Below are 20,154 nucleotides of genomic sequence, written 5' to 3'. Positions count from 1 at the left end.
GCGGCCGGGCGTCAGCCCCAGGGGGTGACGGTCAGCCGGATGCTCGCCTCCTCCCCCAGGATCGGCTTCGCCGTAGCGGGGAGGGGGATGTGGGCCAGCCAGACGCCGCTGCGGGGGTCTTCGTCGCCGCACGGTGTGCCGGTGGGCCGGTGCTCCCAAATGGCGCCGGGCAGGTCCGAGTTCCAGACGGCCCAGACGCCCGGACCCTGCTGTCCGGAGCCGACGTCGACGACGAGGATGTCGGCGAAGTCCGCGGTCTGTTCGAGGTGGTCGGTGAAGCGCAGGATTCCGTCCCGCTCCCGCAGCGACAGGATCCGCAGATGCAGCGCGTACCGCAGCGTGGGAGTCTCCGGGGGCCGGGGCGCCTTGCTGTTGAGGAACGTCGTCGCCAGCGGGACGGGCTCGGCGGCCGTGCCGTCGGCGTGCGGCTCCGGCAGCTGGATCGGACACCAGTGGGCGGCCAGCTGTTCGTGCATCACGCTGGGCAGCCCGCGCACGGCCAGCCGCACCTCGGCCTGCCAGCTGGTGCCGCCGGCCTCGCGGGGCAGTCGGAGGCCGACCAGTTCGGCCTGTACCCGCAGGTCGCCGAAGAGGAAGCGCTGGAGGTTCTGGTAGCCCTCCTCGGAGTTGACGAGTCCGTAGCGCCCGCTGTGGCTGCGGTGCACGAACGCCCGGTGCGCGTGGGGAACCTGGGCGTTGTCGATCTGCACGAGCCCGTCGCTGCGAGCGCCGACGGCACGCGCGGACAGGCCGCGGGCGACGTCGTAGTCGGTGGGATCCGTGCCCACCAGGCAGAAGATCCGGTGCGACGGGAATCCGCCCTCGGGAATCTCCCGCGGGTCCCAGTTCTTCGGCGGGCCGCCGTCCTCTCGCAGGGAGTCGGGCGTGAGGTACTCGTACATGCGCCGGGGGGCGAAGACGTCGGCGCCGGCGATGCCGGTGGCGCCCATCAGCCGCTCGACCAGCCCGAACCCGACGTCGAAGGCGATGCCTCCGTGCGGGGTGCCGTAGGTGAAGAACCTGTCCACGTGGTCCGCCGGATCCTCGCCCAGCTCGGGGAGGATCTTCTGGATGAGGCAGCGGCAGACGAGGCCGCCCATGGAGTGGGCCACCAGGTGGACGCGCGGCGCGCCGCTCTTCTCCTTGAGCGTCCTGACGAGGCGGAGCAGGTCCTGGGCCGCGTCCTCGAGGCGGAACTTCCTGGGGCTCGTGCTCCAGGTGCTCGCCGAGGCGTCGTAGAAGCGGTGGATCCAGATGCTGTCGGACGGGATCTCGTCATGGGTGTCCAGATACGTCTCCTGGCCGCCCCGCACCAGGATCTGGTACCCCTCGTCGAGATGCAGCCGCAGCAACGGGCTCTCGAACTGGTGGAACGCGGGCTTGTCGTCCGGTCCGACGCGCACATGCGTCGATCCCTCGTTGAAGCCGTAGAAGGGATCCTGGACGGCACTGTTGATTCCCGAGGTGTCGCCCGCGAATCCCCTCGCGTACACGATGGGGAGCTTCGGCTGGTCGGGCATGGCCCACTCCACGGATCGAGTTCGCTGGTGGAGGCACCCTCAGTTTAGGCGGGCGGCACCGATCCGGCGACCGGTGTGCCGTCGAGGAAGGCTCCGGTGCGTGCGGCGAACCACTCCGAGTCGTCCAGCCACGGGTAGTGGCCGGCGCCGGGCTGTACGGCGAACTCGGCGTTCGGGAAGGCGTCGGCGAGGAGCCGGGCGAGTTCGGGCCGGGGTCCGCCGTCCACCTCGCCGGCGAGTACCAGGACCGGGGCGGTCAGGTCCGCGAGGGCGGCCCGCAGGGCGGGCGGGTCGAAGGCCTCCGGTGCCAGGAACGCGTCCTCCGCCTCGGAGTTGGTCTGCTCGTCCGCGGCGGCGTCATGGGCGCGGGCATCGTCGTCCCACCGGCCGTAGAAGAAGGCGCCGACGACCGCCCAGTCCGGATCGGCGCCGCCCCCGAGCCAGGCCTCGAACGCCGGGTACGCCGTGGCGAACCAGGGTTCGGCCGTGCGCAGCCGAGCCGCCGTCAGCCGGTCCTCGGCCGTGGCCGGCCGGCCCAGCGCCCACGGCGTGGCGGTGATCAGCGCGAGCCGGGACACCCGGTGCGGGTACCGGGCCGCGTACAGCAGCGCGAGGCTGGCGCCCGCCGAGTGGGCGAGCACGTCGATCCGCTCGTGACCGAGGCGGACCCGCAGCGCCTCGACGTCGTCGACCTGCCGGTCGCAGCGGTACGTGGCCGGGTCCGCGGGGACGGCGGAGTCGCCGGTGCCGCGCAGGTCGAGGAGGATCAGCCGGCGGCGGGCGGCGAGACCGCCGAGGTCGCCGAGGTAGGCGGAGGCGCGCAGGGGGCCGCCGGGCAGTACGACGAGCGGCGCGCCCTGGCCCCGCAGGTGGTAGGCGAGCTCGGTCCCGTCCGGGGCGGTGAAGGTCGGCATGCCCCGATCCTCGACGGGGGCCGGACCGGTCCGCAACGGAGTTCTCCCGGGCGAAAGTCACGGCCGCCCTCTTGCCTGTGGCCGGCCGGCCTGGATTACTGATCCCGAGGAAGATCGACCGAATGATCGGTCGCCCGTATTGGCAGGGTTCGACGGCCGGATCGACCTGGTTCGACGAGGGCGACGAGGGAGACGAGGGAGAGAGCCCCATGGCGGACGCGAGGAACCTGCTGGACGAGGGCGAGCGCCTCGGCGAGGGCGCCCTGCGCGCCCTGCAACGGGAGCGGCTGCGGGCCTCGCTGCGCCACGCGTACGCCCACGTGCCGTTCTACCGCGAGTCCTTCGACAGGGCGGGCGTCCACCCCGACGACTGCCGCGACCTCGGCGACCTGCCCCGCTTCCCCTTCACCACCAAGGCCGACCTGCGCGAGCACTACCCGTACGGGATGTTCGCCGTGCCCCGGGACCGGGTCCGCCGCATCCACGCCTCCAGCGGCACCACCGGCCGCCCCACGATCGTCGGCTACACCGAGGCGGACCTGTCCCTGTGGGCGGACCTGGTGGCCCGTTCAATCCGCGCGGCGGGCGGCCGGCCCGGTGACACGGTCCATGTGGCGTACGGCTACGGGCTGTTCACCGGCGGCCTCGGCGCCCACTACGGCGCCGAACGCCTCGGCTGTACGGTGATCCCCGCGTCCGGCGGCATGACGTCCCGTCAGGTCCGGCTGATCCAGGACCTCGAGCCCCGGATCATCATGGTGACCCCCTCCTACATGCTCACGCTGCTCGACGAGTTCGAACGCCAGGGCGTCGACCCGCGCTCCACCTCGCTGCGCGTCGGCGTGTTCGGCGCCGAGCCGTGGACGGAACGGATGCGCCAGGAGATCGAGGGCCGGTTCGCGATCGACGCCGTCGACATATACGGACTGTCGGAGGTGATCGGCCCCGGGGTCGCGCAGGAGTGCGTGGAGACGAAGGACGGCCTGCACATCTGGGAGGACCACTTCTATCCCGAGGTGGTCGACCCGATCACCGGTGAGGTCCTGCCGGAGGGCGAGGAGGGCGAGCTGGTCTTCACCTCGCTCACCAAGGAGGCGATGCCGGTCGTCCGTTACCGCACCCGGGACCTGACCCGGCTGCTGCCGGGCACGGCACGCGTCTTCCGGCGGATGCGGAAGGTGACCGGGCGCAGCGACGACATGGTGATCCTGCGCGGGGTGAACCTCTTCCCCACCCAGATCGAGGAGATCGTGCTGCGCACGCCGGGCGTGGCGCCCCATTTCCAGCTCCGGCTGACCCGTGAGGGCCGCCTCGACGCCCTCACGGTCCGCGCGGAGGCCCGCCCCGACGCGACCCCCGAGGACCGCGACACGGCCGCGCGGGCCGTCGCGGCGGCCGTGAAGGACGGGATCGGCGTGTCGGTCGCCGTCGAGATCGTCGATCCGGAGTCGCTGGAGCGGTCGGTGGGCAAGATCAGGCGGATCGTGGACCTGCGGGAGTCATGAGGCGAACCGTTCGCGCAGCTCCCGCTTGAGGATCTTGCCGCTGGCGTTGCGCGGCAGCTCGTCCACGAACAGCACCCGCTTCGGCGCCTTGAAGTGGGGGAGGTTCTCGCGGGCGTGGGCGACGAGTTCCTCCTCGGTGACCTCGCCGCGCGGGACGACCACAGCCGTGATCACCTCGATCCACTTCTCGTCGGGCAGGCCGATCACGGCCGCCTCGGCGACGGCGTCATGGGTGTACAGCGCGTCCTCGACCTGGCGGGAAGCGACCAGGACGCCACCGGAGTTGATGACGTCCTTCACCCGGTCGACGATCGTGAAGTAGCCGTGGGCGTCGCGCACGGCGAGGTCGCCGGAGTGGAACCAGCCGTCGCGGAAGGCCGCGGCGGTCTCCTCCGGCTTGTCCCAGTAGCCCTCGCACAACTGCGGGGACCGGTAGACGATCTCGCCGGCCGTGCCGTCGGGGACGTCGTCGCCGTTCTCGTCGACGACCCGGGCGTCCACGAACAGGACCTGGCGTCCGCAGGAGTCCAGTCGGCCCTTGTGCTCGTCGGGGGCGAGGACGGTGGCGAGCGGACCGATCTCGCTCTGCCCGAAGCAGTTGTAGAAGCCCAGCCCGGGCAGGCGTTCGCGCAGCCGCTCCAGGACGGGCACCGGCATGATCGACGCCCCGTAGTACGCCTTGCGCAGCCCGCTCAGGTCACGGGTCGCGAAGTCGGGGCGGTTGGCCAGGCCGATCCAGACGGTCGGCGGGGCGAACAGGCTGTCGACGCGGTCCGCCTCGATCAGGTCGAAGAGACGGTCGCCGTCGGGCGCGTCCAGAATGATGTTCGTGGCGCCGACCGCGAGGTACGGCAGCAGGAACACGTGCAGTTGCGCCGAGTGGTACAGCGGGAGGGAGTGCGCGGGACGGTCGCCGGCGCTCAGGTCGAGGGCGGTGATCGCGCTCAGGTACTCGTGCACCAGCGCGCGGTGGGTCATCATCGCGCCCTTGGGCAGCGCCGTGGTGCCCGAGGTGTAGAGCAGCTGCACCAGGTCCTCGGAGCGCGGCTCGGGACCGTCGTACGCGGGGGTCGCGGGCAGCCGGGCGAGGAGTGAGTCGTCGGCGTCCCGCAGGGCGAGGTGCCGTGTGCCGGCCGGGAGCCGGTCGGCCAGGTCCGGGTCGGTGAGGACCAGCGTGCTGCCCGACTGGCGGACGATGTACGCCAGGTCCTCGCCGGTCAGGTTCTGGTTGACGGGGACGTGCACCAGGCCCGCGCGGGCACAGGCGAGGAACGCGACCAGGTAGGCGTCGGAGTTGTGGCCGTAGGCGCCGACCCGGTCGCCGGGCACGAGACCCTCGCCGAGCAGGACGCTCGCCGCGCGCGAGACGGCCTCGTCGAGTTCCTCGTAGGTCCAGGTGCGGTCGCGGTACTCGACCGCGACGCGTGCCGGGGTGCGGCGGGTGCTGCGCCGCAGCACCCCGTCGACCGTGCTGCCATGTCCGGGCGTCATGACTCATGATCCTCGGGCGGCGGCCGGGGCGGGTCAAGTCGCCGGCGGCCCGGGATGCCGGTCGGACCGCCGTGGCGCCGCCCCCGCCGGGGGAAGGAGCGGCACACGCGTCTGGCGGGCCCCGCTCACACGGGCCGCGTCCGCCCCTCCCAGTACGGCTCCCGCAGCCGCCGCTTGTAGAGCTTGCCGTTGGGGTCGCGGGGCATCTCGGCGATGAAGTCGATGCTCTTGGGGCGCTTGTAGCCGGCCAGCCGTTCGGCGCAGTGGTCGAGGAGAGCGGCGGCGAGGTCGGGTCCGGGCTCGCGGCCTGGGGCCGGTTCGACCACGGCCTTCACCTCCTCGCCCCAGTCGTCGTGCGGGATGCCGAAGGCGGCGGCGTCGGCGACGGCCGGGTGGGCGAGCAGCGCGGACTCGATCTCGGCGGGGTAGATGTTGACGCCGCCCGAGATGATCAGGTCGATCTTGCGGTCGCGGAGGAAGAGGTAGCCGTCCTCGTCGAGCACGCCGAGGTCGCCGACGGTGAAGAAGTCGCCGATGCGGTTCTTCCTCGTCTTGTCGTCGTCCTTGTGGTAGGCGAAGCCTCCGGTCGTCATCTTCATGTACACGGTGCCGAGTTCGCCGGGCGGCAGCCGGTCGCCCTCGTCGTCGAAGATCGCCAGCTCGCTGATGGGCCAGGCCTTTCCGACCGTGCCGGGCTTCTTGAGCCAGTCCTCGGCCGTGGCGAAGGCGCCGCCGCCCTCACTGGCCGCGTAGTACTCCTCCACACAGGTGCCCCACCAGTCGATCATCGCCCGCTTCACATGGTCGGGGCAGGGCGCGGCGCCGTGGATGGCGTGCCGCATGGACGACACGTCGTAGCGCGCCCGGACGTCCGCCGGGAGGGCCAGCAGCCGGTGGAACTGGGTCGGGACCATATGGGTGTGCGTGCACCGGTGGGCGTCGATGAGGCGGAGCATCTCCTCGGGCGTCCACTTGTCCATCAGGACCAGGGGGTGGCCGATGTGCAGGGACGCGCCCGCGAACTGGAGCACCGCCGTGTGGTAGAGCGGCGAGCAGACGAGATGCACGTTGTCGTCGAACGGCCGGACGCCGAAGATTCCGAGGAATCCGCCGAGGTACGCCTCTTCGGGCAGCTTGCCGGGCAGCGGGCGCCGGATGCCGCGCGGGCGGCCCGTCGTGCCCGAGGTGTAGTTCATGACCCAGCCCAGGGTGCGGTCGGCCGGCGGCGACTCCGGCTGTCCGTCGAGGAGTTCGGCGTACGGACGGAAGCCCTCGACCTCGCCGACGGCGTACCGGTGGGTGCCGGGGAGCCCTGCCTCGTCGGCGGCCCGGCGTGCCTGGTCGGCGAACCGCTCATGGGCGAGGAGGACCTTGGCGCCGGAGTCGGAGACGATCCAGGCGATCTCGGGGCCCACCAGGTGGTGGTTGACCGGGACGAGGTAGAAGCCGGCCTGGGTGGCGGCGAGATGGGCGGTGAAGAACTCGACCGAGTTGGGCAGCACGACGGCGAAGGCGTCGCCGCGCTCCAGGCCGGCGGCACGCAGTCCGTGCACGAGCCGGTTGGCGGCGGCGTGCAGACGTCCGGCGCTCCACCGCGCTCCGTCCGGCGCGATCAGGACGGTGCGGTCGGGATCCTCGGTCGCCTGGGCCCAGAAGCCCGCGGGGGGTGTGCTGGTCATGTGCCGCTCCTTCCGGCGATGCGGTTGACGCGGTCCACGGCCCGTTCGAAGCCGCGGGTGAGGTCGTCGAAGACGGCCTGGACGCTGCGGACGTCGTTCATCCGGCCGACGATCTGGCCGACGGGCGTGCCGAGCAGGGGGTCGACCTCGTACTTCTGGATGCGCGAGACGGCCTCGGCGACGAGCAGCCCCTGGAGCGGCATGGGGAGGGTGCCGGGCCCGTCGTCGGCGTCCCAGGCGTCGGTCCATTCGGTACGCAGTTGGCGTGCCGGTTTCCCGGTGAGGGCGCGGGAGCGGACCGTGTCCCCGGAGCCGGCCGCGAGGAGTTTGCGGGTGAGGGCGGCCGAGTGCAGGTCGGCCTCGGCGGTGGTCAGCCAGACCGACCCGAGCCACACCCCCTGCGCGCCGAGCGCGAGGGCGGCGGCGACCTGCTGTCCGCTGCCGATGCCGCCGGCGGCGAGGACCGGCAGCGGGTCGACGGCCTCGACGACCTCGGGGGTGAGCACCATCGAGGCGATCTCGCCGGTGTGGCCGCCCGCCTCGTAGCCCTGGGCGACGACGATGTCGATGCCGCCTTCCCGGTGTTTGCGGGCGTGCCGGGCGCTGCCGGCGAGGGCGGCGACGAGCACGCCCTGTTCATGGGCGCGGGCGACGATGTCGGCGGGCGGGGATCCGAGGGCGTTGGCCAGCAGCCGGATCGGGTAGTCGAAGGCGACGTCGAGCTGACCGCGGGCGACCTGTTCCATCCAGCCGGTGATCCGCCATCCGGACGCCTCGCCCTCGGCCAGCTCGGGCACTCCGTACTTGGCGAGGGTGTCCTGCACGAACTGCCGGTGCGCTGCCGGGATCATCGCTTCGACGTCGGCCTCGGTGACGCCTTCGACCTTCTTCGCGGGCATGACGACGTCGAGGCCGTACGGTTTCCCGTCGACGTGCGACTCGATCCAGTCGAGGTCGCGTTTGAGGTCGTCGGGCGCGGTGTAGCGGACCGCGCCGAGCACACCGAAGCCGCCGGCACGGCTGATGGCCGCGGCGACGGCGGGAAACGGCGTGAAGCCGAAGACGGCGTGCTCGACTCCCAGTTGTTTGCTCAGCTCCGTCTGCATGGGCGCAGGATGCCGCAGCCGGTGCGACGACGGAAGCCTCTTTCTGATACTCCGTCAGATTTGCTGTCTCAGCCGGGCACGTTCATCCGCTGGGTGCCCACGACCGACAGCAGCCCCGGCGCTCCCCGTGTACGGCGCGACGAAGCGGGCGCTGAACAGCCTGACCGCGTCGGCCGCCGCCGCCTACGGCCCCGAGGGCATCCGCGTCAACGCCATCGCGCCCGGTACGACGCTGACGGAGATGATCGACGCCTGGGAGGCGGACACCCCGGGAATCGTCGGCCACCTCAACGCCCTCACCCCGCTGGGCCGCGCCGCCGACCCGGACGAGATCGCCCAGGCCGCGGCCTGGCTGCTGAGCGACCGGGCGTCCTACGTCACGGGCACGGTCCTGCGGGTCGACGGGGGCATGCGGGCCTGATCCCGGGGCCGCTCAGCCGCCGGCCGGCTCCTCCAGCACCGCCATCGCCGCGTTGTGTCCCGGCACCCCGCTGACCCCTCCCCCGCGCACCGCGCCCGCGCCGCACAGCAGCACGTTGGCGTGCCGGGTCTCCACGCCCCAGCGGCCGACGCCCTCCTGGGCGTACGGCCAGGCCAGGTCGCGGTGGAAGATGTTGCCGCCGGGCAGCCCGAGGTCGCGCTCCAGGTCCAGCGGGGTCCTCGCCTCGATGCAGGGGCGGCCGTCGGCGTCGATGGCCAGACAGTCGGCGAGGGGCTCGGCGAGGTGGGCCTCCAGCTGGGCGAGGGTCGCCGCCAGGAGCTCCTCGCGCACGGCGTCGTTGTCCCGTTCGAAGAGCCGGGCGGGCGTGTGCAGGCCGAACAGGGTCAGCGTCTGGTAGCCCCGCGCCACGAGGTCCGGACCGAGGATGGTGGGGTCGGTCAGGGAGTGGCAGTAGATCTCCGAGGGCGGGGCGGCGGGCAGTTCACCCGCGGCCGCCTGGGCGTGCGCGGTGGCGAGCTGCTCGTATCCCTCGGCGATGTGGAAGGTGCCGGCGAACGCCTCGCGCGGGTCGACGGAGCTGTCCCGCAGCCTGGGCAGGCGCTTGAGCAGCATGTTCACCTTGAGCTGGGCGCCCTCGGCGGGGGTGGGCGGCTCGTCGCCGGTGAGGGCCGCGAGCGCCTGCGGGGAGGCGTTCACCAGGACATGCCGGGCGGCGGCGACGCCCTCGCCGTCGGCGGTGCGGTAGGTGACCTCCGCCGTACGGCCGTCCGTGTCGATGCGTACGGCCTCGTGCCCGGTGGCCAGGACGGCGCCCGCCTCCCGGGCGGCGCCGGCGAGGGCGTCGGTCAGGGCGCCCATCCCGCCCACGGGTACGTCCCAGGCGCCGGTGCCGCCACCGATCACGTGGTAGAGGAAGCAGCGGTTCTGCTTCAGGGAGGGGTCGTGGGCGTCGGCGAAGGTCCCGATGAGCGCGTCGGTCAGGACCACACCCCGTACCAGGTCGTCCGTGAAGCGCTCCTCGACGGCGACGCCGACGGGCTCCTCGAACAGGGTGCGCCAGGCCTCCTCGTCGTCGACGCGCCGACGCAGCTCGTCCCGGGTGGGCAGCGGTTCGGTCAGGGTGGGGAAGACCTGCCGGGCGACGCGCCCGGTCATGCCGTAGAAGCGCTCCCAGGCCGCGTACTCGCGCTCGCCGCCGGTCAGCCGTGCGAACGCCTCGCGGGTGCGTTCCTCGCCGCCGCCGACGAGCAGGCCGGTGGGCTGCCCGCCGCGCTCCACGGGGGTGTACGAGGAGATGGTGCGGCCCTGGACGCGGAAGTCCAGCCCCAGGTCCCGCACGATCTTCCGGGGCAGCAGGCTGACCAGGTACGAGTAGCGGGACAGCCGGGCGTCCACGCCGCTGAACGGGCGGGTGGAGACGGCGGCGCCGCCGGTGTGGTCCAGCCGTTCCAGCACCAGCACGGACCGGCCGGCCCGGGCCAGATAGGCGGCGGCGACCAGGCCGTTGTGGCCGCCGCCGACGATGACGACGTCGTAGGCCCGGTGTCCCCGGTGATCCTCGTGTCCCGCGGGTCCCGCGTGTCCCTCGTGTTCAGGCATGGTTCTTCGTAACACGAGCGGATCAAGATCGGCCAGAGGTGGTCGCAGGTCGCTCACGGCCGCCGCAGCCGGACCGCGAGGAAGGTCGGCGTGCGGTGGGTCTCCTCGTGCCGGCGGGAGTCGACCGCCCGCGCCTCCTCCGTGGCCCGCGGCTCCACCGGCTGCGCCGGCACCCACCCGGCCCGGAGCAGCTTCCCGAGCGAACCTCTCCAGGGTCGTCCGCCGGTAGCCGAGGGCGTGCCGGTGCAGTTCGGCCCCGTCACCGAGCCGTTCCCTTACCGCGCGCGACAAGTACGTTGCAAGGCAGACGTGTTGCATGCGTGGGAACCCGCATGACCACCGAGCCGGACCCTGCGCCCGAGCCTCCTCGGACGCGTCACGACGACGCCCTGGACGCGGCGATCGGCGGCCGCCTCATCGCTCGTGCGGACGCTTGCCGGGTCGCCGGCCAGAACATGCGGCCGCAGCGTCGCCCGGTGCGGGGGGCGGTCGCGGTGGACGGCGAATCTCTGCGGCCTCACGGGTACGTACCGGCAGCGCACCGCGGGTCATGGCCTCCCTGCGGAACCTCGCCATCGGCGCATTCCGCCTGGCGGGACGGGACATCATCGCCGAGGGCCTGCGCCGCTAGGGACGCGAACCGAGTCGGCAAGCGACCGCCCTCGGGCTCGCGTGATCACTTCCGGCCCCTCGCGAGGACGACTGAGCTCCGGGCCTTCGGGTGCGACTCCGTGGGCAGTGAGGCACGATGATGTGAGTGCCCCTTTCGGGGCTGCGGCCGTTGAGTCACGGGCCGGCGAAAGCGAACATTCCCGTGCGCATGGAACGCCGAGCCGCGACTGCGACGCCGATCCCATTTCCTTTCCGTGACATCAGATGGCGGGTCACTGCCTGAATCCTGCGGTGATGCACCTTCGTAGAGTTAGGGGAATCTCATGACAGACGTCGTCTACTTCGAGGGTATGGACAACCAGCTCTGGGCCATCGACACCAACGGCAAGAACCAGCACAACCTCGGCAACAACGAGACCGCGTCGATGCCTTTCGCGTACGACGGCGTCGTCTACTTCGAAGGCACCGACAACCAGCTCTGGGCCATCAACACCGACGGCACCGGCCAGCACAACCTCGGCAACAACAAGACCGCCTCAACACCCTTCGCATCCGACGGCGTCGTCTACTTCCAAGGCATGGACAACCAACTCTGGGCCATCAACACCGACGGCACCGGCCAGCACAACCTCGGCAACAACAAGACCGCCTCAACACCCTTCGCATCCGACGGCGTCGTCTACTTCCAAGGCATGGACAACCAACTCTGGGCCATCAACACCGACGGCACCGGCCAGCACAACCTCGGCAACAACAAGACCGCCTCAACACCCTTCGCATCCGACGGCGTCGTCTACTTCCAAGGCATGGACAACCAACTCTGGGCCATCAACACCGACGGCACCGGCCAGCACAACCTCGGCAACAACAAAACCGCCTCAACACCCTTCGCATCCGACGGCGTCGTCTACTTCCAAGGCATGGACAACCAACTCTGGGCCATCAACACCGACGGCACCGGCCAGCACAACCTCGGCAACAACAAAACCGCCTCAACACCCTTCGCATCCGACGGCGTCGTCTACTTCCAAGGCATGGACAACCAACTCTGGGCCATCAACACCGACGGCACCGGCCAGCACAACCTCGGCAACAACAAAACCGCGGCGATGCCGTTCGCATCCGACGGCGTCGTCTACTTCGAAGGCACCGACAACCAGCTCTGGGCCATCGACACCAACGGCAAGAACCAGCACAACCTCGGCAACAACAAGACCGCGTCGACACCCTTCGCGACCATCTGATCCATCGCCGTCAGGCAGACGCGGACGGCGGTGAGGCGCCTGATCGGCCCGTGCCGTGGAGTGCGGGCCGTGTCCGTGTCTGTCGCAGGGCTCGATCACCCGGGACAGCTCAGCGGGTTGCGACAGCGCCCGTCGTCAGCGCGCCGGAGCCGGGCTGGAACCGAGGAGACCTACGCTCCGCCGGCCGCCCGCTGCTGCTGCAGCACCGCCACCCTCCGGTACAGCTCGACCGCCTCCTGGCCCCGGCCGAGCCGTTCCAGGCAGTGGGCCTCGTCGTTGCGGCCGGCGAGGGTATCGGGGTGGTCGGCGCCCAGCACGTGCTCGCGGGCCGCGGCCACCCGCCGGTACTCGGTCAGCGCGTCGGTCCAGCGGCCCAGCCAGCCGAGGCCGACGGCGACCTCGCGACGGCTGACCAGCGTGTCGGGATGGTCGGCGCCGAGCACCCGCTCACGGATGGCGCACACGTCCCGGGACTCGGCGAGAGCCTCCTCCCAGCGGCCCAGCCTGCCGAGGTTGACGCCGAGGCCGTGGCGGGCCCGCAGGGTCTCGGGGTGCGTCGGGCCGTGGATGCGGGTGCGGTCGTCCACGAGGTCGCGGTAGAGCTGGAGCGCCTCCGTGCTGCGGCCGAGGCGGCCCAGGCTGATGCCGGTCTCGTAGCGGGCGGCGAGGGTGTCGGGGTGGTCGGGGCCGAGGGCCTGCGCGCGGGCCGCGGCGACCTCGCGGTAGGTCTGGAGGGCTTCCGGCCAGCGACCCAACTGCCCCAGGGCGTAAGCGACTTCGTACCGGGTGACCAAGGTGTCCGGATGGGCGGCGCCCAGCACGCGGGCGCGGGCGACGGCCACCTCGCTCGCCATCCGGTGGGACTCCTCCAGCCGCCCGAGCCTGCTGAGGTTGAAGGCGAGGTTGTGGCGGCAGCGCAGGGTGTCGGGGTGGTCGGGGCCCGCCGTGCGTATTCGGACGGCGAGGACCGAGGTGTACACCTGGTGGGCGTCGAAGTGACGGCCCAGCCGGCCGAGCACGTAGGCCATCTCCTGCCGGGTGGCGAGCGTGTCGGCGTGGTCGGCGCCGAGCACCCGGGTACGGGCGGCGGCCACGTCCTGGTACTCGCGCAGCGCGTCGGCCGCGCGGCCGGTGCGGCTCAGGGTGAAGGCGACCTCGTAGCGGCTGGCGAGCGTCTCGGGGTGGTCCGCGCCGAGCAGGTGCGCACGTTCGGCGGCGACGGCGCGGTGCACCTCCCCCGCCTCCGCCCAGCGGCCGAGCCGCCCCAGGCTGAGGCCCGCGCCGTGCCGTCCGGCGAGCGCGGTGAGCGCCTGCGGGGACGGCGCGTCCGGGGCCGGCGGGGCGGGGACCGCGCCGAGCACCGGCCGGGGGATCCACTCGCCGGTCAGGGCCGCCCCGGCGTCCGGCGGCCTGACCTGCGGTCCGGCGCCGGTCGCCTTGTGACCGGTGGTCATGCCCTTCGTCCAGGACGGCAGCCGCGGCTCGCGGCCGGCGGGCCCGGGCGGCCGCGGCTCGGGCCGGGGGGTCACCAGGGTCGGCACGTACGCCGGTGCGGTGCGGCCCGCGGCGATGCGCCGGACGATCTCACGGGCGTCCTGGGGGCGCTGGTCGGGCCGTTTCGCCAGCAGGTCCAGGATGATCCGGTCAAGGTGGTCGGGCAGGTCCGGGCGGAGTTCGCGGGGCGGCCGGGGCGGGGTGTCCCGGTGGCCGACGAGGATCGCCCAGGGGTCTTCCAGGTCGAACGGCGGGGCCCCGGTGGCCATCTCGTACAGCACGCAGCCCAGCGAGTAGAGGTCGCTGCGCTGGTCGACCTCCTCTCCGCCGATCTGCTCCGGCGACATGTAGTGCGGGGTGCCCATGGCGATGCCGGTGCCGGTGAGACGGGAGGTGAAGCCGACGTCGTGGCCGAGGCGTGCGATGCCGAAGTCGCAGATCTTCACCGTGCCGTCGGCGAGCCGCACGATGTTCGCGGGTTTCAGGTCGCGGTGCACGATGCCCTGCCGGTGCGTGTAGGCGAGGGCCGCGGCGACCTGGTCGGCGATCTCCAGGACGTCCGGGACCGGCAGCGGCCGGCGCTCGTTGTCGTCCAGCAGCTGGCACAGATCGCTGCCGTCGAGGAGCTCCATGACCAGGAACAGGACGCCGTCGCTGTCGCCGAAGTCGTGGACGACCGTCACCCCGCGGTGCTGGAGCCCGGCCGCGACGCGACCCTCACGCCGGAACCGTTCCCGCAGGACGCGCCCGGAGGACGGGTCGTGGTGCGGGGCGATCGGTTTGAGGCACTTCACGGCCACCTGCCGGCCCAGGGACTCGTCACGGGCCCGCCACACCTCGCCCATGCCACCGCGCCCGATCCGGTCCAGCAGCCGGTACCGGCCCTGGATCAGCTTGCTCTCCGCCATAGCGCGCCGCCGCCCCCGTCGCTTTCCGGCCCTTCCCTGGCCGGTCCAGTATGGCGGCCTATCGCCCGACTTTGAACGGGGCCGGGCGAGCTTCGGGCCCGAGCCTCGCCATGGCCCGCAGGATGTGTTTGGGCGGGAGTTGCCACCGCAGACGTGCGGGAACGCAGCGCAGCAGGGTACCTGTGGCGCGCAACTGCCTGGTGACGGTGGCGGGTTCCGGGGCCCGTCTGCCGTACAGCTCGTGGGCGTACGGCGGCAGGGAGGCGTACGCCAGGTGCGCCACCCGCCGCCACAGCAGGGCGCGCGCCGGGACGAGCAGGGGGTGGACCGGCGGCCGCAGCAGGAAGTCGTCCACCTCGTGCGCCTCCGCCCCGGCGGCGAGTTCGGGGCGCACCTTCTCGAAGTACGCCTCCAGGCCGGCCCGGTCGGCGGGTACGGCGTCGGGGTCGAGCCCCACCAGGCGGGCGCTGACGCGGTGTTCGGCGAGGTAGCGGTCGGCGGCGGCGTCGGTGAGCGGACAGCCGGAGCGACGCAGGACGTGCAGATAGGAGTCGATCTCCGCGCAGTGCACCCACAGCAGCAGCTCGGGTTCGTCGACGCCGTACCGCTCCCCGGTGTCCGGATCGGTCGCGGACAGCATGCGATGGATCCTGCGGACGCGGGCGCCGGCCTTCTCGGCGGCCTCGGTGGTGCCGTACGTCGTGGTGCCGACGAAGTCGGCGATGCGCATCAACCGGCCCCAGGCGTCGCGCCGGAAGTCGGAGTTCTGCATGACCCCGCGTACGGCACGCGGGTGGAGGGCCTGGAGGTAGAGCGCACGGACCCCGGCGACCCACATCATCGGGTCGCCGTGCAGCTGCCAGGCCACACTGGTCGGGCGGAACAGCCCCGGGTCGGCGTCCAGGTTCATAGACCTTCCTGCCCGGCACCGCGGGAGCCACTCCTGCCTCCTACGGCGGCCTGTGTCCGCACATCCCCGACGCGATGTCGCCGTGGATCCTTCCCGAAACGCCCCCCGATCAGTCCTCCGGGCGGATCCACGGTCACCTGTACACAGTCACCTCGTCACGGCAAGGAGGTGTCGCCATGGGGGTTGCCCGGGTCACCGAAGGGCCGCTGCGACTCACCGAGCACATCGGTCGCCGCGACTGCTCGCAAACGCGATGCGTCAGCGCATGCCCGCCGCATCGAGCAGGACGGTCACAGTGGGTGCGATGAGCCCTGCCGGCGTGTCGGCTTTGATTCCCGCACGGGCACTGGCGCCGTCGAAGACCAGGATCAGCTGACGGGCCAGCAGATCCGGGTCGCTCGCATCGCCCCGTTCGGCCTCGGCGCGGAAGAACGCCGTCAGGTTCGCCTTGACCCGGTGGGCCACCCGGCTCGCAGGGTGGTTCTGGTCCTTGAGCTCGATCTGCACGGCGAGGTACCGACAGCCCTGGAAGTCGGGCGCACCCGCCTGCGACGCCAGCTGGTCGAAGACGTGCATGATCCGCTCGCGGGGTGGACGGCCGTCGTCCGCCGCGGGCAGGAGCGTCGCCACGAAGGCGGCGGCGCGTTCCTCCAGGCTCGCCGCCAGCAGTTCGCCCTTGCTCTCGAACAGCTGATACATGGAGCGCTTCGACACCCCCGCCGCCTTGCACAGCGCGTCGACGCCGATGCTGACACCGTCTCGGTAGGTAAGCGTGGCCGCTGCCTCCAGCAGCCGCTCTCGGGCACTTGACTTCACGTCGGTGGTCATATTGCGAGGTTAACTCGATTTCGGCCAATTGAAAACCGATCGGTTTCCAACGCTTGCTCGGATCGCGCGGGGAGAGGTGGGCACCCTCTCGGAGACGCCCTGCCTCACCCCGCCGACTTGTGCCTCGTGCACACCGATCAGCGCAGGCGGCAGGGCATTCCCCACTCTCCACGCGTGGTGACGGCCCGCGTGTCCTCGGTGGATCAGTCTCAGTGGCCGCGTGTCCTCGGTGGATTCAGGCTCAGTGGGCGATCACGGGCTCGCCCTCCGACGGCGCCAGAGGCGCATTCGGTACGAGGATCGCCGCGAGCACCGCACCGACCACGAAGAACCCGGCGCCCCACGCCAGGGTGGCCGTGTAGCCCTCGACCCCCGCCTGCGCCACGGTCAGCGCGCCGGGCTTGTGCGAGGACAGGTAGTCGGTCGCGGCCGATGAGGCAACGGTGGTCAGCAGCGCCGTGCTGATCGAGCCACCCACCTGCTGGCCGGTGTTGATCAGGGCCGAGGCGACGCCCGTGTCCTCGTGGTGCACGCCTGCGGTCGCCCCCTGGAACGCGGTGGTCATCACCCCGCCGAGGCCGAGACCCAGCAGGATCAGACCGGGCATGATGTCGGCCACGTAGGTGCTGTCCAGCTCGAGCCGGGTCAGCAGGGCCATACCGGATGCGGCGACCAGGAAGCTGACGCTGATCACGATCTTCGGTCCGACCCTGGGCAGCAGCAGCGAAGGCGCCGTGGTCGACGCGGCGACGATGCCCGCGACCATCGGCAGGAACGCCAGGCCGGTCTTGATCGGCGAGTAGCCGATGCCGGCCTCCAGGTAGTACGTCAGGAACAGGAAGATCGAGAACATTCCCATGCCGATGACGAACACCGCCAGGAACGAACCACCGCGGGTCCGGTCCAGCACGAGTCGCAGTGGCAGCAGCGGATGCGCGACCTTGGACTCCAGCCATACGAACACCGCGAGCAGCACCACGCCGGCGATCATGGAGGCGAGGGTGACCGGGTCCGTCCAACTGGTGGATTCGACGTGCGCGAACCCGTAGACGATGGCGAACAGCGCGGCGCTCGCCACGACGGTGCCGGGAATGTCGAGCTTGGGTCGCTGGGTGATGGCAGGTTTGGCCAGCAGCAGCACCGCACCGAGCAGCGCTACGGCCGCGAAGAGGACGTTCACGTACATCACCCAGCGCCACGACGCCCATTCGGTGAGCATGCCGCCGAGCAGCAGCCCGACCGCGCCGCCCGCACCGGCCAACGCACTGAAGATGCCGAACGCCTTCGGCCTCTCGGTCGGGTCGGTGAAGGTCACGCTGAGCAGTGAGAGTGCCGCGGGCGCGAGCAGCGCGGCGAAGAGTCCTTGGGCCACACGTGCCGTGACGAGGATGTCGAAGCTGGTGGCCGCGCCGCCCAGGACGGAGGCGCCCGCGAAACCGATCAGGCCGGTCACAAAGGTGGTGCGTCGGCCGAACAGGTCGCCGAGCCGGCCACCGAGCAGCAGCAGGCTGCCGAACGCCAGGGCGTAACCCGTGATGACCCATTGCCGGCTGCCGTCCCTGAAACCGAGGTCGTGCTGCGCCGCCGGCAGCGCGATGTTCACGACGGTCGCATCGAGCGTGACCATGAGCTGCGCCGTGCCCAGCACGACAAGCACCCACCAGCGCACGGCATGTGAGCCGCGGCGGCCCGAATCTGTTTTCCCGGAGGCGGACGCCCCACGATCGAAGGTGGTACTCACTTTTCCCCTTAGTTGCTGAGCATGGACCGAAGTTGCCGGGCATAGACCGACCGCCAGTCGGAAACCGATCTGTTTCCACTCAGAAAAACAGATCGGTTTCCACAGCGCAAGCGAACGGCTCGCCTCCGACCCGGGGGCGACCCGAGAAGATCGAGGCCCGCACAGGCCGGCAGCACCTCCTCGACGAGCGACGGGTTGCCCGACGTCGCAGCACGGCCGCTCCGCCGACGGGGGGTCCGCATCGGCGTCGACGCCGTGCGCCACGCGCCACACCGCCGGGACCGCGGGACACCCGCATCCCCTGCCCCGGACCCTCCACAGGCGCCTCACCCCCGGCAGCACGCCGGGGCGTCTCCACGACAGGGCCGGGGAAGCGGGCCCGGAGCCCCGCCCCGGCCGTCCGGCACGGCTGATTCCTTCTTGGCCTTGCATCGAGAAACCGATCGGTTTACGGTGGTGGAAACCGATCGGTTTCTCACTCTGTGGAGGCAGTCATGACCGCTTTGAAGGGCGCCAACGTCTTCGTCACCGGCGGCAGCCGAGGCATAGGCAAGGCCCTGGTGGAGGAGCTCTACCTGCGTGGCGCCGGCAAGGTCTACGCCACGGCCCGGGATCCGCGCGGTGTCACGCACCCCGATGCCGTCCCGGTGGCGCTGGAGGTCACCGACCCGGCATCCGTGGCGGCCGCCGCGGCGCAGGCGGAAGACGTCACCGTACTGATCAACAACGCGGGCGCCTCGGTCGGCGCGTCCTTCCTCGACTCCCCGGTCGACGACGTACGCCGGGAGTTCGAGACCAACTTCTACGGCCCGCTGCTGCTCACCCGCGCCTTCGTGCCGGTCATCGAACGCAACGGCGGCGGCCACCTCCTCAACGTGCACTCCGCGCTGTCCTGGATCGCCCTCGGCGGCTCGTACAGCGCCTCCAAGGCCGCCCTGTGGTCGCAGACGAATTCCCTGCGCCTGGAGCTGCTGCCGCGCGGAATCGCCGTCACCGGACTACACGTGGGATACGTGGACACGGACCTGACGGCCGGCGTCGACGCACCGAAGTCCGACCCTCGTGACGTCGCCGCACTCGCCCTCGACGGCATCGAGACGGGGGCGTACGAGGTGCTCGCCGACGACATCTCGCGCCAGGTCAAGGCGGGTCTCGCCGGCGACCTCAAGGGCCTGTACGCCCAGCTGGCCGAGTAAGACCGAGTGGGACAGGAAGCCGACGCATGCCGATCCACGAGTCACGTCCCACGATTCGCATCCCCGGGACCACCAGTCACACCATCGCCCCGCGCGCGGGCCACCACAGACACGAGGGAACGCTGCGCTACCTCAAGGCGGGCGCCGGCGCTCCCCTCGTCCTGCTGCACACCGTGCGCACGCAGGCCGAGCACTACCGTCTCCTCATCCCGCTCCTCGCGGACCACTACACCGTGTACGCCCTCGATCTGCCGGGGATGGGCCACTCAGAGATCGTCCCCGGCGCCTCGTACGACGAGCCTGCGATGCGCACGGGCGTCGAACGACTCCTCACCGAACTCGACCTCCATGACGTGACACTGGTCGGAGAGTCCATAGGGGCGGTGCTCGCCCTGACCACCGCGGCCGATCTACCGGAGCGGGTACGGCGCGTCGTGGCGGTGAACACGTACGACTTCCGCGACGGAATCGCCCGCTCCGGTCTCCTCGCCCGCGTGGTGGTCGGCGGGGTCCTAGCGCCGGGGGTGGGGCCGGTGATCGCCGGGGTGGAGCCCAAGCCGGCCCTTCGCAGAATCCTTCGGGGCGGCCTCGTCGACAAGAGCGCGCTGCGGGCCGACTACGTGGACGAGCTGCTCCGGGTGGGCCGCCGTCCCGGCTATCCGACCGTCGCCCGAGCCGTGTACCAGAGTCTGCCCAGCCTCATCGCAGCGCGCTCGCGCTACCCCGAAGTCAAGGCCCCCGTCCACCTCGTCTACGGCGAGAAGGACTGGTCCCGGCCCTCGGACCGGGAAGCCAACAGGAAGCTGCTGCCGGCCGCCGACTTCACACAGGTACCGAAGGCCGGTCACTTCATCGCCCTGGAACGGCCCGACGTGCTCGCCGACCTGCTGAACACGGCGGCGTGACCGCCCCTGGCGACAACCGGCGTCTGGGCACTTTGGTACAGGTTCGTAGACCTTCGTGCC

15 protein-coding genes and 1 pseudogene are annotated in these 20,154 nt (G+C 71.4%); 5 read left to right on the top strand and 11 right to left on the bottom strand.

Annotated features, from left to right (window positions below):
- Positions 1–11: 11 nt before the first annotated feature.
- Both ACIRPU_RS07940 and ACIRPU_RS07935 read right to left on the bottom strand, forming a co-directional pair.
- Positions 12–1,520 carry an esterase/lipase family protein gene (locus ACIRPU_RS07940; protein WP_403863124.1) on the bottom strand — a complete coding sequence of 503 codons (1,509 nt, stop codon included), beginning with the start codon at positions 1,518–1,520 and terminating at the stop codon, positions 12–14.
- A 44-nt stretch (positions 1,521–1,564) separates the two neighbouring features.
- On the bottom strand, positions 1,565–2,434 hold the full coding sequence (locus ACIRPU_RS07935) for an alpha/beta fold hydrolase (RefSeq protein WP_403863121.1): 870 nt from the start codon (positions 2,432–2,434) through the stop codon (positions 1,565–1,567).
- Between the two features lie 209 nt (positions 2,435–2,643).
- On the opposite strand from ACIRPU_RS07935, the gene paaK reads away from it, so the two are divergent.
- Positions 2,644–3,939 (top strand): phenylacetate--CoA ligase PaaK, encoded by a 1,296-nt coding sequence (paaK, locus tag ACIRPU_RS07930; protein WP_403863603.1) that lies wholly within the window; start codon positions 2,644–2,646, stop codon positions 3,937–3,939.
- Here paaK and ACIRPU_RS07925 read toward each other — a convergent pair.
- The 3 genes from ACIRPU_RS07925 to ACIRPU_RS07915 form a co-directional block, all read right to left on the bottom strand.
- Positions 3,934–5,430, bottom strand: a complete 1,497-nt coding sequence (locus tag ACIRPU_RS07925; RefSeq protein WP_403863118.1) for an acyl-CoA synthetase — start codon at positions 5,428–5,430, stop codon at positions 3,934–3,936. The genes paaK and ACIRPU_RS07925 overlap by 6 nt on opposite strands.
- A gap of 125 nt (positions 5,431–5,555) precedes the next feature.
- A complete protein-coding gene (locus ACIRPU_RS07920; RefSeq protein ID WP_403863115.1) occupies positions 5,556–7,109 on the bottom strand; it encodes an acyl-CoA synthetase in 1,554 nt (517 codons plus the stop codon).
- Positions 7,106–8,215 (bottom strand): NAD(P)H-dependent flavin oxidoreductase, encoded by a 1,110-nt coding sequence (locus ACIRPU_RS07915; protein ID WP_403863113.1) that lies wholly within the window; start codon positions 8,213–8,215, stop codon positions 7,106–7,108. The genes ACIRPU_RS07920 and ACIRPU_RS07915 overlap by 4 nt, the downstream gene beginning before the upstream one ends.
- Before the next feature lie 109 nt (positions 8,216–8,324).
- Here ACIRPU_RS07915 and ACIRPU_RS07910 point away from each other — a divergent pair.
- A pseudogene (locus tag ACIRPU_RS07910) lies at positions 8,325–8,636 on the top strand (SDR family NAD(P)-dependent oxidoreductase); the annotation flags it as partial.
- A 12-nt stretch (positions 8,637–8,648) separates the two neighbouring features.
- Here ACIRPU_RS07910 and ACIRPU_RS07905 read toward each other — a convergent pair.
- A complete protein-coding gene (locus tag ACIRPU_RS07905) occupies positions 8,649–10,256 on the bottom strand; it encodes a phytoene desaturase family protein (RefSeq protein ID WP_403863110.1) in 1,608 nt (535 codons plus the stop codon).
- 53 nt (positions 10,257–10,309) lie between these two features.
- Positions 10,310–10,519 (bottom strand): hypothetical protein, encoded by a 210-nt coding sequence (locus tag ACIRPU_RS07900; RefSeq protein ID WP_403863107.1) that lies wholly within the window; start codon positions 10,517–10,519, stop codon positions 10,310–10,312.
- A 672-nt stretch (positions 10,520–11,191) separates the two neighbouring features.
- Here ACIRPU_RS07900 and ACIRPU_RS07895 point away from each other — a divergent pair.
- The gene (locus ACIRPU_RS07895; protein ID WP_403863105.1) at positions 11,192–12,112 is read left to right on the top strand and encodes a DUF5050 domain-containing protein; all 921 of its coding nucleotides are present in this window, start codon (positions 11,192–11,194) and stop codon (positions 12,110–12,112) included.
- Between the two features lie 170 nt (positions 12,113–12,282).
- Here ACIRPU_RS07895 and ACIRPU_RS07890 read toward each other — a convergent pair whose 3' ends face one another.
- The 4 genes from ACIRPU_RS07890 to ACIRPU_RS07875 form a co-directional block, all read right to left on the bottom strand.
- On the bottom strand, positions 12,283–14,514 hold the full coding sequence (locus ACIRPU_RS07890; RefSeq protein WP_403863102.1) for a tetratricopeptide repeat protein: 2,232 nt from the start codon (positions 14,512–14,514) through the stop codon (positions 12,283–12,285).
- Positions 14,515–14,572: 58 nt separating this feature from the next.
- Positions 14,573–15,424 (bottom strand): oxygenase MpaB family protein, encoded by an 852-nt coding sequence (locus tag ACIRPU_RS07885; protein ID WP_403863099.1) that lies wholly within the window; start codon positions 15,422–15,424, stop codon positions 14,573–14,575.
- Positions 15,425–15,682: 258 nt separating this feature from the next.
- Entirely contained in the window at positions 15,683–16,252 is a 570-nt protein-coding gene (locus ACIRPU_RS07880; RefSeq protein ID WP_403863096.1) for a TetR/AcrR family transcriptional regulator, read from the bottom strand.
- Positions 16,253–16,493: 241 nt separating this feature from the next.
- Positions 16,494–17,993: an MFS transporter gene (locus tag ACIRPU_RS07875; protein ID WP_403863600.1), complete on the bottom strand. Its 1,500-nt coding sequence runs from the start codon at positions 17,991–17,993 to the stop codon at positions 16,494–16,496.
- Positions 17,994–18,487: 494 nt separating this feature from the next.
- Between ACIRPU_RS07875 and ACIRPU_RS07870 the strand changes: the two genes are divergently transcribed.
- On the top strand, positions 18,488–19,189 hold the full coding sequence (locus tag ACIRPU_RS07870) for an SDR family oxidoreductase (RefSeq protein WP_403863093.1): 702 nt from the start codon (positions 18,488–18,490) through the stop codon (positions 19,187–19,189).
- A 26-nt stretch (positions 19,190–19,215) separates the two neighbouring features.
- Complete coding sequence (locus ACIRPU_RS07865) at positions 19,216–20,094, top strand: alpha/beta fold hydrolase (protein WP_403863090.1); 879 nt, start codon at positions 19,216–19,218, stop codon at positions 20,092–20,094.
- Positions 20,095–20,154: the final 60 nt, after the last annotated feature.

The organism is Streptomyces sp. NPDC102259 (assembly GCF_044766465.1).
In the GTDB taxonomy this organism is placed as follows: Bacteria; Actinomycetota; Actinomycetes; order Streptomycetales; family Streptomycetaceae; genus Streptomyces.
This window is presented reverse-complemented; position numbering and strand designations above follow the sequence as displayed.